This is a genomic window from Streptomyces sp. NPDC050287 (assembly GCF_044459385.1).
GTDB lineage: Bacteria > Actinomycetota > Actinomycetes > Streptomycetales > Streptomycetaceae > Streptomyces.
In genome coordinates this window covers 336,855-349,343 of the sequence record NZ_JBITIY010000004.1, presented here as the reverse complement: position 1 = coordinate 349,343, position 12,489 = coordinate 336,855, and the positions used below count along the sequence as shown (strand labels likewise).

Genomic DNA, 12,489 nt, shown 5'->3' with positions numbered 1-12,489 from the left:
CGTCTCCCCGTCGCCGCCTGTCACCGGCACGCCTGCTGCCCTGCTCATGAAACGAATTGCTTCTCACCTGCCGAATGCCCGCTCGAAATGGCCCTGCTACCCCGAAACGCGTGCGTCACACGAGTTGGTTTTCCCGCGCTGTCGGCTGCGCCGCTGAGACGGCATCCGAGACGACCGGGAACAGTCCGCCGACGCGCGGGCCGGGAGGACCGCGTGCCCCGATCACACATCCGGTCCCTGTGACCGGCCTTCCCGTTCACTGTTTGACAGCTGAGGAAACGGATCGGGCCTGATTCACCGCGGGATCCGCCGGCCCGGTTACCGGTCGGTGCCGGCCGGCTGGTGTCGCGGCGGCCCGGGTCGGCATCCGCCGCCCAAGCGCCGTCTCCTTCTTATGATGTGCCTCTGGACGTGGACGGCGTTGCGGTCGCACCAGTGGGTGACACAGGCCACAGGAACTCCTCCCGTGTCGCGGAGAGAAGTGGTCGTGAGGGACTCAGAAAACGATGTGCGCCGCCGTGTGCGCGAGGGGGACCGCGAGGCGTTCGCCCTGCTCTACGAGCAGTTCGCCCGCGCCGTCTACAACCATGGGCTGCGCTTGACGGGCGACTGGTCGACGGCCGAAGAGATCATGTCCGAAACGTTCCTGACCGCGTGGCGGACCCGCGCCCGGGTGCATGAGGACGGCGGCTCCCTGCTGCCCTGGCTGCTGGGCATCGCCACCCACAAGGCGGACAACGCCCGCCGGGGAGTCCGCCGACGGCAGTTGTTCCTGGCGCGTCAGCCGCAGCCGCGTGTGGAGGAGGACTTCGCGCCCCGGACCATCGGGCGGATCGACGACGCACGGTACTTGCGTGCCGTACAGGTCGCGCTGGGGCGGCTGCGGCGCCAGGAGCGGGAGGTGCTGGCCCTGTGCGTGTGGTCGGGGCTGGACTACCAGCAGACGGCCGAAGCGCTGGGCATCGCGGTCGGAACCGTACGGTCCCGCCTTTCGCGTGCCCGCAAGAAACTCGCGCACCTCGCGGAAGAAGACCTGGAACCACCCACTGCCCGCGGAGAGATGACAAGTGCGGCCGCGATCGCGGCCCTGCCCGTACGGGAGGAGCTCATATGAACGACGACACCACCGGCGCTTCCCCGGAGCCGGACGGCGACCGCGAGGAGATCGCCCGTCTGCTCCCGGCCCCGGCCGACTGGGACCTTCCGCGCGAGCAGCACCTTCGTCACAAGGAACTTCTGATGCACCACATCGACCACGACCAGGTCGCTGCCACCCGGCCGGCCCGCCGGCTGCTGCGCCCCGCGGTCCTGGCGCCCGCCACCGCTCTGGCCCTGGCCTGCGCGGTCACCGCGGGGATCGTGCTGAGCGGCGGTGACCAGGGGCCCGCCGGCACCGCGTCACACCGCGCGGTCACGAACATGCAGCCCGCCGCCGCGCTGCTGGACCGGATCTCCGCCGCCACGGAGACCCACGCCGACCTCACGGTGCGCGACGACCAGTTCGTGTACACCAGAATGAAGACCCAAGGGGCCGAACTGGCCAGCGGGAAGGCTGTGCTCGGCCCGCTGATGGATTATGAGCGGTGGATCTCGCAGGAGCCGGGTCCCCTGCGCAAGCAGGGCTTGATCCGTGAGAACGGTTCGACGTTCCCCATCAATGCCGACCTCGGTGACACCAACGGCACTCCGGCCGGTATCAGCCGGCCCACCTACCGCTGGCTCATCTCGCTGCCCACCGACCCCGACAAGCTGCTGACGTATCTGTACGCCAACACCCCGCAACCCGACCGCCGGGAACGCGACCAGGCGGTGTTCGAGCAGATCGGCTTCATGATCGGCCGGGTGATGCCGCCCCGTACGGCCGCCGCCCTCTACCGGGCCGCGGCGAAGATCCCGGGCGTCACCCCGGCACCGCAGGCCCACGACGCGATCGGCCGCAAGGGCCTCGGCATCGCCCGAGACGACACGCGCTACGGTATCCGGACCGAGTGGGTCTTCGACGCGAAGACCTTCGCCTTCCTTGGCTCCCGCAGTTACCTGACCAAGGACGGCTCGTACGGAAAGGCCGGGACCCTGCTGTCCAGCGAAGCCGTGCTGGAGCACGCCGTCGTCGACAAAGCCGGCCAGCAGCCCACCGACGCGGAGCGGACCAGGACCGGGAGCCAAAGCTGACCGTCGGCCGCCGGAGGCGGTGCTGCGGCGCAGACCGTAGCCCGCCTGCCTCCGGCGGCCCCCAAGCCGTGCTCGAACCAGCGGCCTGCGCAGGATTGACGTCAGACCCGCTCCAGGGCCCGATGCGGCCCGCTGGGAAGCTCCGTCCTGATCGTGTCGCCGGGGCGCACTGTGCCGCCTTCCTTCACGATGCTCATGATTCCCGCCTTGCGCACGATGTTCCCGGCATCGTCGCGGCCGACGACCTGACTCAGGAGCCCTTTCTGGAAGGAGTCGATCTGCAGACAGGGATTGCGCAGGCCGGTCACCTCGAGGACCGCCTCGTCGCCGACGCGGAGCAGGGCACCGACGGGCAGGCCGAGCAGATCGATGCCGCGGGTGGTGATGTTCTCGCCGAGCTCACCGGGTTTCACCGCGAACCCTTCTTCGCCGAGCTCGGCGAAGAGCTCCTCATGGATGAGGTGGACCTGACGCAGGTTCGGCTGCGTGGGATCCCGCGCGACCCGCGAGCGGTGCTTGACCGTCACACCGGCGTGTACGTCGCCCTCGACTCCCAGCCCGGCGAGCAGCGTGACGCTGTCCCGGTTCGGCTTGGTGAACGAGTACGCGCCGTTGCTGCTGACCGCTGTCACGATTGCGTTCATACCTCGGAAACCCCCGCCCCGGTGACGATGATCAGCCACGAGCCTACCCTCGGACCGCCCGCGCGGTGGGGTGCGCAGTTTGACGGATTGGGGCCTGTGGGGCTGGGCATTGGGCTGGCAGTGTGTGGCATGAACATGCCTTCATTGTCCTGCCCCCCACAGGAGGTCGACCATGCACTCACGCACGTTCGTCCATGGCTTCACCGCTGCCCTCACGGTGGCTCTCACCCTTGTCGGCGCCCAGGCCAACGCGGCGCCTGGCTCCGGCGATCAGCTGCTCGCGGCCCGTGTCGTCACCTATGACGCCGGCGCGTCGGCGGAGTTCAAGGCCGCCGTCGATCGCGGCGCGGCGATCTGGAACGAGAGCGTGGACGCCGTCGAACTGCGCCCGGCGGCCGCCGGGCAGCGCGCCAACATCCGGATCCTGGCCGACAACGGCTGGCCGCGGGCGATGACGACCTCGCTCGGCAACGGCACGGTCTACATCGGACGGGAGGCCGTGAACGAGGGGTACAACACGGTCCGTATCTCGGCGCACGAACTGGGCCACATCCTCGGCCTGCCGGACCGCAAGCCCGGCCCGTGCACCAGCCTGATGTCGGGTTCCAGCGCCGGCGTCTCCTGCACGAATCCCTATCCCGACGCGGCCGAGAAGGCGGAGGTCGAGGGCAACTTCGGCGCCGCGCCCGCCCGCCCGACGGCGGTTGCCCGTGACGCGGTGATCGTGGACTGAGCCGAGGACGTGCGCGGGGACGTCCCGTCCCCGCGCACCCCGGTCACCCGGCTATGCCCTCCTGCCGGCCGAGTGCGACGGCCGGCGCCCCACACACCGTCAGCGTGCCCGGCGTGCCAGCCAGGCCGCGGCCAGGGCACCGGAGATGTTGTGCCAGACCGAGAAGATCGCGGCCGGCAGGGCGGCCAGCGGACTGAAGTGGGCCGTGGCCAGTGAGGCCGCGAGCCCGGAGTTCTGCATGCCGACCTCGAAGGCCATGGCACGGCTCCCAGGTTCGCCCAGCCGGGCGAGCCGTCCGGCGCCGTACCCCAGGGCCAGGCCGAGCCCGTTGTGCAGCACGACGGCGACGAAGACCAGCAGGGCGGCCGACTTGATGGCGTCGGCGCTGCCCGCCACCACCACGGTCACGATCACTCCGATGGTCAGTGCGGACAGCCACGGCAGCACCGGCAGGGCCCGCTGCACGTAACGGCCCGCCAGGAGCCGTACGGCCAGGCCCGCGAACACCGGCAGCAGCACCGTCTTGAGGATGTCGGTGACCATGGAGCCGGCGTCGACCGGCAGGTACTCGCCCGCCAGCAGGAGCGTCAGGGGCGGGGTGACCAGCGGGGCCACGAGCGTGGAGACAGTGGCCACGGAGACGGACAGGGCCACATCGCCGCGCGCCAGATACGTCACCACGTTGGACGCGGTGCCGCTGGGGGCGCAGCCGACGAGGATGACGCCCGCCGCGAGTTGCGGCGAGAGCTGGAGCAGGTGGGCGACGGCCCAGCCGAGCCCCGGCATGATGACGTAGTGCGCGACCAGCCCGAGAGCCACCGCCCAGGGCCGCTGGGCGACACCGCGGAACTCCTGTGGAGTCATGGTGACGCCCATGCAGAACATCACCACGCCCAGCAGATACGGCACCGCCTCGCCCCAGCCGGTGAAACTCCCCGGCAACAGCAGGCCGACGACACCGGCCAGGAGGACGAGGACCGGGAAAACGGTGACGGCGCGTCGCGCGGAGCGGTCGCCGGTGGTGGCGTCATTGCCGTGGCGTTCGGACGGTTCGGGTGGTCCGGAACGGGCGGCCGGGCTGGACTGTTCGGACTGGTGGGGCTGCCCGGCCTGGTCGGGCTGGCGGGGCTGTTCGGACTGTGCGGGTTGTTCGGTACTCACCGTGCGAGACAACGCCTGGTCAGGTTCATGACGCAACGGCGTCTCGCCATGTGACCATCGGTGCGCGCCGTCAAGAACTCAGTCGCCCTGACCCGGCGGACCGGAGGGGCCCCGCAGCACATCCGAGCCGCGGGGCCCCTCAGAACATCGCCGGCTGCCTCTCCCACTCCATCGGCCGTGCCTAGGGCAGCCCCCAGGGCTCACCGGGCTCGCTCACGTCCACCGGAGCTATGGACAGATCGGGTCGTTCCCCGGTGTACAGCAGGACCTCGCGGCCCTTGGGCAGGTCGATGGCGAGGGTGCCCTCGGATGTCGCGCGGGTGCGTGCCGGGCGGCCGTCGTCGAGGACGGCGGTCAGCCGGCCGGCGGGCAGCCCGTGGCGGAGTTCGAGCGGCTCGCCGGCCAGGCTGCGGACGCGGACGAAACGGGTGGTGCCCCCGGCGCGGACGGCGCTGACCAGGAAGGCTCCCTGGGTACGGAAGTCGTGGAGGGTGACGTCGGACCAGGACGGCGGGACGGCGGGGAAGACCCGGACGACGCCGCCCCAGCTCTGGCAGAGCATGTCGTGCAGGGACTGCGACGCCGACAGCGGTGTCTCGATGACCGGACCGGCCTCGGTGTAGTGGGTGTTGGGCCGGCACGGGAAACGCGTGGTGGGGTCGAAGAACTTCTTGAGGTATGTCAGGGCCGTGTCGCCGCGGCCCATCATCGCGTACATCGACGCGGCGCCCGTGTAGCTGTATCCGCGGTGTGCGCCGGTCAGCGCGTGCCAGCGTACGACCGACTTCTCGATCAGCTCCCGCTGTTCCGGCTGGTCCCAGTTCACGAGGTACAGCGGATAGACCATCAGAAGGTGGGAGTAGTGGCGGTGGGACTGGGCGTACGGGGTGTCGCCCCCGATCATGAAGCCGTTCTCGTCGACCGGATACGGCGTCAGTTTGGCCAGCACCTCCTGCCAGCGGCTCTTCAGCGGGTCGTCGACCTTCAGCCGTGCCGTCGCCTCCAGGAGCGCGGTGCATCCCCAACGGATGAGCGCCAGGTCGTAGTTGGTGTCCTTCGGCGGCACCACCGGGTACTCCGGCGACAGTGTCGACGGCAGGTGCAGTTTGCCGTCGTCGCCCGGCTGGAGGAAGTGCAGGTAGTAGTTGATCGTCCGGCGCAGCAGCGGGTACACCGTGTCGCGCAGCAGCGCCTCGTCCATGGTGTGCCGATAACTAAGCCAGGCGTTGTGCAGCGCCCAGGTCAGGTCGCCCACTTCGGCGCCGCTGCCGGGCGTGCCGACGCTGCGGGTGGCGAACATGTCGGAGCTGCGGCCGACTCCGGCGCTGTCCGACTCGTACGCGTCGGGCACGTTCGCGATCAGCTGCTCCTGGCTCTGCCGGAGGGTGCTGGCCAGCGAGTCGAGTTCCAGGTGGTTGGAGCCGTGGATGAGCCAGTACTCGAGCTGGACGTTGAGGTTCCACCACACGGCCGGCCAGGGGGTGGGTTCCAGCCACGGCCCGGAGGTGGCCATCACCGGGCCGCCCTCGCGGCTGGCCGACGCCACCTTGTACAGCTGGATCCAGTGGAAGCTCTGCAGCCGCTCGTCGGGAACCGAGACGAAGCTCTTGCGGTAGAAGGCGTGCCACCAGCGGGTGTGCTGGGTGCGGAGCGCTCCGTAGCCAGCGGCGCGCTGGATCTTGCGCAGCGAGGCCTCGCCGGCCCGGGTGTTCGAGGGGAAACTGTGGGCGACGTTGAGCACGAGGGTGTCGCCCGCGTGGCGGTAGGCGGTGGCTGTCTGGCCGCCGCCGACGAGCGGCTGCAGGACCTGTTCGATTTCGCCGGTGGTCCGCGTGGTCCAGGGCGGGTTGACGACGTATCCGGCCGGCGGCGCCTCCTGGATCTTCCGTGGGCTGATGGCCTCCTCGGGGTGGAAAGTCCAGCGGACCTTCTCGCCACCGCCTGCCGTCACGCGCGCGGCGAGGATTCCGTCGTGGATGAGGGCGGCGAGGGTCAGGGTGCCCTTGTCCGTGGTGACGGTGCCGGTGAGTTCGGCGTTCCACAGGCTCAGGCGCCAGTCGACCGCCGTGATGGTGCCGACCGGGTCGAGGGTCAGATGTCCCACGGGCAGTCGGTTGGTGCCCCAGCCGCTGCCCAACTCGGGTCGGTGGTCCTGGACTTCCCCGTGCTGAACGGTGAAACGGATGCTGTTCGTGTCCGGTTCCCGGTACACCATGCTGCCCAGCCGGCCGTCCCCCAGGAACGGGCCCTCGTACCAGACCTTGGGCAGCGTGTGCCACAGCAGGTCCTGCCCGCGCAGGAAACCGGCCCAGGCACCGTCGGAGTCCATACGGTTGCGCAGTCGCCAGGGGCCACCCGGCGCGAGGTCGGCCCCGGTGGCGGCGGGGGTGGCGGAGAAGGGCTCGGCGTGGGCGACTCCGGGGAGAACGGCGGCTGTCGTGCCGCCCAGCACGGAGCCGAGCACAGCTCTTCTAGAGGTCATTGCGGGTGCCTCCAAGATGCGGCAGTTCCTGAAGCCCTCGATCGGTACGCCGGGGGCGTTCCGCCCCGGCGTGATCGCGGCGGTGGCTGTGGCGGTGGTCGCCGGGGCGCGAGCGCGGTGAGCGGCCGCACCGCGCGCGGCTCACCGGGTCCAGTACGTGAGGTTGCGGAAGCGCGCCTCGGCCCGGCCGCTGCCGTGGTGGTAGACACCGTTCTTGAAGTGGCGGGTCGCGGGCCCGCGGTCCTTGGCCGTCAGGACCGGCTCGTCGTCGAAGTAGACCTTGACGCTGCCGCTCGAGGCGTTGTGCGCGAGCTTGACGTTGAACCAGGAGTCGTAGGCGTCCGTCCTCAGGACCGTGCCGTCGTACGCCTTCACCGTGCCGCCGCTCGCGCTGTAGACGTTGAGCATGAAGTCCGTGGCCGGTGTGCCCTCGGGGTGGATCACGCGGAGGATCTGCACGAAGGTCGCGCCGTTCGTGCCGGACGGAAGGTACACGTCGGCGTCCCACATGTGCTGCCCGGACGTGTACTCCTGCTTCCAGCGCAGCTCGGTGCGCGGATCGGTGGAACTGCCCTGCGACATGGGTTCGTCGGTGCTGTACACCCACATGCGGTGGACGCCGCCGCTGTAGCTGTGGCGGTCACCGGCGGCGAGGTTCCACGGCTTGTGCAGGCTGTAGGTGAACGAGGTCCTGCTCCAGCCGTCCGTGGGAGAAGCGGCCGCGGCGGAGGACGTCGACGGAACCAGCGCTCCGACGGCGCCTCCGGCGAGTAAGCCTCCGGCTGCGAGAACCGTGCGTCGTGATGGAGGCATGCCAATACCACGCTTCCTCGGGTCGATTCATCGGACCTATCTCTCGGGGGAGAGTAGGGCTGCCCATCAGTGAGCGTCAACGGTCTCAACACGCTGGAGAATGATCCGATGTAAGGGAGGCGTCGGAACCGTCCGTAACCGCCGGGAAGCAGGATTTGTCAAGCGCCGAGCTGTGGCGCGGCGGTGTCGAGGCGCACGGCAATCGGCGACAGGGCGCGCCGGGCGGGACCGGGACTCCTGAGCGCGTTCGATGCTCACCGAGTGCCCCGGCCGCGGCGGCCGGCGCGTCTGACGGGCCCGGGCACGTCCGCCGGCCGTGTACCAGCCCACCCCCAGCACCAGTGCCAGGGCGGCCTCCACCAGGTCGCCGCCGTAGTACATGACCTGGGCACCCCTGTGCAGGTCGGCAGTCGTGAAGCCGGTGCCGGGCGGGGGGAGCGCGTACAGGGTCCTGGCCAGCAGGCCATGGGCGGCGCCGACGGCCAGCAGGACGGGACCGCGCACGGCGAGACTCCACCGGCGGCGCACCGGATCGAGCCGGCACAGGGCGAACGAGAACAGCAGCCCGGCCGCCAGCATGTGCGTGTGCACCACGCCGTGCAGCAGCGGCTGGTGTGCCGTGGCCGCGAACAGCGTGGTGCGGTACAGCAGCCACAGACCGCCGACGTCCAGCAACGCCGCCAGGGGAGGGAAGGCGAGCAGGCCGACGGGACGGGAGTGCAGGAGAACCAGCAGGACCCGACGAGCCCGGCCGGGCGCAAGCGTTCGCAGGGCGAGGGTGAGGGGGCGGGCCAGGACCAGCAGCAGCGGGGCCGCCATGCCGACGACGAGGTGCTGGACCATGTGCCCGGTGAACGGTCCTCCCGGCAGTCCGCCCGCCGTCGCCCATGCCACCCCCGCGCATCCGGCCCCGAACGACCCGTCCCGCCACCGGGGCCAGGCATCCCCGCGGCGCCGCAGACGCCCCGCGGCCGGCAGATAGACCAGGGCCGTCAGCAGTGCGGCCACAGCGGTGACCAGCGCGGTGGTACCTGGACCCGGGTGATCGTGCGCGAGCGTCACGACGACGTTCCGGCACCGCTGCGGCGGCCCGCCTGGACGGCCAGGGCCGCGCCGATGAGCAGCAGGATCAGAGCGCCGACGTTCCACGCCCAGTCGTACGGCGTGACGTCCACCCCGTAGCGGATCTGGTGGACGCGCAGCAACTTGTGGTCCACGATCCCGTCGAACAGCTGGAAGATTCCCATGCCCAGGAAGAAGCCGGCCCACGCGTGGGTGCGTGCGAGGGCCTTGCGGCGGCGCAGGTCGGCGTAGAGGAAGAACCCGGCGACCAGGGCCAGCAGTTCGGCCGTGTGCAGCAACCCGTCGGACAGCAGGCCCGCGCTGGTGGTGGAACGGTCGTAGAAGTGGTGCCAGCCCAGGATCTGGTGAAAGACGATCTCATCGGCCGCGGCCATCACCGCCGCCCCGATCAGCGCGCAGACGGCCATCGACCTCCGCGGCGCGGCGCCGGTGCCCGCGGCGACGTTCGACCGGGCCGGTTGCTTCATGGGCATCCGCCTTCCTGCCGTGCGGGACGACGGCTGCCGCCCGCCGCGACTGCGCCACCGCCCATGCCCTGCGATCGGAGCACCGACCGGGACGGCCGGTGACCGGGTTCGTCCGGTCCTGCCGGATGGGTGGGGGCCGGGGTCACCGGGTACCCGTCACCGCATGATCAGGCGCGCACTGTGGCAGGGACTGGTCGCCGGAACCGCCGGAGGTCTGGTGATGACCCTCGGCGAGAAGATGGAGCAGGCCGTCACCGGGCGGCCCGACTCTCATGTCCCCGCGCGCGTCCTGCGGCGTCTGACCGGCCGGCCCGAGCGACCCGGCCCCCAGCCGCTGCCGGTCGACTGGGCCATGCACTACGGCCAGGCCGCCCTTCTCGGGGTGCTGCGCTCGGTCATGGCCCAGTCCGGACTGCGCGGACCGCTCGCCTCCGCGAAGTTCGCCGTCGTCCGCCTCACCAACGACCAGATCCTCGAGAACGCGACCGGCGTGGGCGCTCCGCCGGACACCTGGCCCCGCCAGGAACTCGTCGTGGACGTCCTCCACAAGGCCGTCTACGCCTTCACCACCGGCGCCGTCGCCGACGCTCTCGCCGCCCGCGGCGGCCCGGGCCCCGGACAACGGCACGCTGCCGTCCGCCCCGGCCGCCGGGCCGGCATCGGACCGCTTCCCCGTAAGAACGCCTACGGCCGATAGGTCCGGCCGGCCGGAGACACCAGCGGGCTCCTGCTCCGGGCCGACGGGCCGGTCAGCGGCTGAGCAGGCTCACGAACACGCTCACCCCGCCGGCGCAGGCGAGGACGGCGCAGGCACCGACGGCGTGCCGTCTGAGCAGGTCACGCCGGAGGGCGGAGTACCGGATTTCGTACTCCTGCCGCAGCTGTGCGGCTCGTTCGACCGTGGCCAGCAGCATGCACCGGGTCAGGTCCATGCGTCGGGTCAGGTAGTGCTGGGTGACGTCCTCGGCCTGGGCGGTGGTCAGCCACGGCATCCGCGAGCAGAAGTCGGCGGCCTCGCGGCGCGCCTGGTCCAGGTGGGTGCGGGCGAGCAGGTAGCCCTCCACCTCGTCGGCCAGGACGCGGGCCCGGTCGACGGAGGGGGCGGTGCGCGTCTTGCGTCTCATGACCGTTCGCCCTCGTGGCCCGGTGCGTCCACGGCGTCGCGCCTGCCGGTGTGCTGACGTTGGTCGAGCTCCGCCATCTCCGGGTGGTGCAGTTCGAAGGCGGGCGATTCGGAGCGGATGCGCGGCAGGGTGACGAAGTTGTGGCGGGGCGGAGGACAGGAGGTGGCCCACTCCAGGGAGCGGCCGTATCCCCAGGGGTCGTCGACCTCGATCCGGGTGCCGTACTTGGCGGTCTTCCAGACGTTGTAGAGGAACGGCAGCGTGGACAGGCCCAGCAGGAAGGCGCCGATGGAGGAGACGGTGTTGAGCGTGGTGAAGCCGTCGGCGGCCAGGTAGTCGGCGTAGCGGCGGGGCATGCCCTCGGCGCCCAGCCAGTGCTGGACGAGGAAGGTGGTGTGGAAGCCGGCGAACAGGGTCCAGAAGTGGATCTTCTCCAGTCGGTGGTCGAGCATGGTGCCGGTCATCTTGGGCCACCAGAAGCTGAACCCGCCGAACATCGCGAAGACGATCGTGCCGAAGAGCACGTAGTGGAAGTGCGCGACCACGAAGTACGTGTCCGTCACGTGCCAGTCCAGTGGTGGGGAGCCGAGGATCACGCCGGTCAGCCCGCCGAAGAGGAACGTGACGAGGAAGCCGGCCGCCCACAGCATCGGTGGTTCGAAGGACAGCGAACCCTTCCACATCGTGCCGATCCAGTTGAAGAACTTCACGCCTGTGGGCACGGCGATGAGGTAGGTCATGAAGGAGAAGAACGGCAGCAGGACCGCTTGGGTGGCGAACATGTGGTGTGCCCAGACGGTGACCGACAGTCCGGCGATGGAGATGGTGGCGCCGACCAGGCCCATGTAGCCGAAGATCGGTTTGCGGGAGAAGACCGGGATGATCTCGGTGATCACCCCGAAGAAGGGCAGGGCCAGGATGTAGACCTCGGGGTGGCCGAAGAACCAGAACAGGTGCTGCCACAGGAGTGCCCCGCCGTTCTGGGCGTCGTAGACGTGCGCCCCGAACTTCCGGTCCGCTTCGAGGGCGAACAGGGCGGCGGCCAGGACGGGGAAGGCGAACAGGACCAGCACAGAGGTGAGCAGCACGTTCCAGGTGAAGATCGGCATCCGGAACATGGTCATGCCGGGGCCGCGCATGCAGATGATGGTGGTGATGAAGTTGACCGCGCCGAGGATGGTGCCGAACCCGGCCAGCGCCAGGCCCATGATCCACAGGTCGCCGCCGGTGTAGCCGCTGCGGACGGGGCCGCTGAGGGGGGTGTAGGCGGTCCAGCCGAAGTCGGCGGCGCCCTGCGGGGTCAGGAAGCTGCCGAGCACGATCAGCCCGCCGAACAGGAACAGCCAGTAGGAGAACATGTTCAGCCGCGGGAAGGCGACGTCCGGGGAACCGATCTGCAGCGGCATGACCGCGTTGGCGAACCCGGCGAAGGTCGGGGTGGCGAACAGCAGAAGCATGATCGTGCCATGCATCGTGAACGCCTGGTTGTACTGCTCCGAGGACAGGATCTGCAGCCCCGGCCGGGCCAGTTCCGCCCTCATCGCCATCGCCAGCGCGCCGCCGACCAGGAAAAGGCAGAACGACGTGATCAGGTAGAGGTGACCGATCTTCTTGTGGTCGGTCGTGGTCAGCCAGGAAACGACCACCTGTCCCCGGCCGCGGCGCTTCACGACAGGCACCGGAGAGACCGGCTCAGTTTGTGTCGCCATCAAAATTCCCCTCATCTCAACGGCGTTCCGATGCGCGGGCCGGTAGCTCATGCGGCGCGACAGCCCCCGCTGCCGGCCTGCGGTCGGCAGTGTGCAGCCAG

The 12,489-nt window shown here is 70.1% G+C and carries 12 protein-coding genes; 4 read left to right on the top strand and 8 right to left on the bottom strand.

Going from position 1 to position 12,489, the window contains the following annotated elements; translation table 11 throughout:
- Positions 1 to 508: 508 nt before the first annotated feature.
- Positions 509 to 1,114 (top strand): RNA polymerase sigma factor, encoded by a 606-nt coding sequence (locus ACIBK3_RS16520; protein ID WP_399366830.1) that lies wholly within the window; start codon positions 509 to 511, stop codon positions 1,112 to 1,114.
- Complete coding sequence (locus ACIBK3_RS16515) at positions 1,111 to 2,172, top strand: CU044_5270 family protein (protein WP_399366115.1); 1,062 nt, start codon at positions 1,111 to 1,113, stop codon at positions 2,170 to 2,172. The genes ACIBK3_RS16520 and ACIBK3_RS16515 overlap by 4 nt, the downstream gene beginning before the upstream one ends.
- Before the next feature lie 101 nt (positions 2,173 to 2,273).
- Here ACIBK3_RS16515 and ACIBK3_RS16510 read toward each other — a convergent pair whose 3' ends face one another.
- Complete coding sequence (locus ACIBK3_RS16510) at positions 2,274 to 2,816, bottom strand: MOSC domain-containing protein (protein WP_399366113.1); 543 nt, start codon at positions 2,814 to 2,816, stop codon at positions 2,274 to 2,276.
- A gap of 172 nt (positions 2,817 to 2,988) precedes the next feature.
- On the opposite strand from ACIBK3_RS16510, the gene ACIBK3_RS16505 reads away from it, so the two are divergent.
- Complete coding sequence (locus tag ACIBK3_RS16505) at positions 2,989 to 3,549, top strand: snapalysin family zinc-dependent metalloprotease (RefSeq protein ID WP_399366111.1); 561 nt, start codon at positions 2,989 to 2,991, stop codon at positions 3,547 to 3,549.
- A 99-nt stretch (positions 3,550 to 3,648) separates the two neighbouring features.
- Here ACIBK3_RS16505 and ACIBK3_RS16500 read toward each other — a convergent pair whose 3' ends face one another.
- The 5 genes from ACIBK3_RS16500 to ACIBK3_RS16480 all read right to left on the bottom strand — a co-directional run bounded on the left by ACIBK3_RS16500 (position 3,649) and on the right by ACIBK3_RS16480 (position 9,555).
- Entirely contained in the window at positions 3,649 to 4,710 is a 1,062-nt protein-coding gene (locus ACIBK3_RS16500) for a bile acid:sodium symporter family protein (RefSeq protein ID WP_399366109.1), read from the bottom strand.
- A 181-nt stretch (positions 4,711 to 4,891) separates the two neighbouring features.
- A complete protein-coding gene (locus tag ACIBK3_RS16495; RefSeq protein ID WP_399366107.1) occupies positions 4,892 to 7,192 on the bottom strand; it encodes a glycosyl hydrolase family 95 catalytic domain-containing protein in 2,301 nt (766 codons plus the stop codon).
- A gap of 141 nt (positions 7,193 to 7,333) precedes the next feature.
- Positions 7,334 to 8,005 (bottom strand): polysaccharide lyase family 7 protein, encoded by a 672-nt coding sequence (locus tag ACIBK3_RS16490; RefSeq protein ID WP_399366105.1) that lies wholly within the window; start codon positions 8,003 to 8,005, stop codon positions 7,334 to 7,336.
- A 66-nt stretch (positions 8,006 to 8,071) separates the two neighbouring features.
- Complete coding sequence (locus tag ACIBK3_RS16485; protein WP_399366103.1) at positions 8,072 to 9,067, bottom strand: cytochrome c oxidase assembly protein; 996 nt, start codon at positions 9,065 to 9,067, stop codon at positions 8,072 to 8,074.
- Complete coding sequence (locus ACIBK3_RS16480) at positions 9,064 to 9,555, bottom strand: DUF2243 domain-containing protein (protein WP_399366828.1); 492 nt, start codon at positions 9,553 to 9,555, stop codon at positions 9,064 to 9,066. Before ACIBK3_RS16480 ends, ACIBK3_RS16485 begins: the two co-directional genes overlap by 4 nt.
- A gap of 163 nt (positions 9,556 to 9,718) precedes the next feature.
- Here ACIBK3_RS16480 and ACIBK3_RS16475 point away from each other — a divergent pair, with 163 nt between their 5' ends.
- The gene (locus tag ACIBK3_RS16475; protein ID WP_399366101.1) at positions 9,719 to 10,252 is read left to right on the top strand and encodes a hypothetical protein; all 534 of its coding nucleotides are present in this window, start codon (positions 9,719 to 9,721) and stop codon (positions 10,250 to 10,252) included.
- A 52-nt stretch (positions 10,253 to 10,304) separates the two neighbouring features.
- Here ACIBK3_RS16475 and ACIBK3_RS16470 read toward each other — a convergent pair whose 3' ends face one another.
- Positions 10,305 to 10,679 (bottom strand): hypothetical protein, encoded by a 375-nt coding sequence (locus ACIBK3_RS16470; protein ID WP_399366099.1) that lies wholly within the window; start codon positions 10,677 to 10,679, stop codon positions 10,305 to 10,307.
- Positions 10,676 to 12,388: a cytochrome c oxidase subunit I gene (gene ctaD / locus ACIBK3_RS16465; protein WP_399366098.1), complete on the bottom strand. Its 1,713-nt coding sequence runs from the start codon at positions 12,386 to 12,388 to the stop codon at positions 10,676 to 10,678. Before ctaD ends, ACIBK3_RS16470 begins: the two co-directional genes overlap by 4 nt.
- Positions 12,389 to 12,489: the final 101 nt, after the last annotated feature.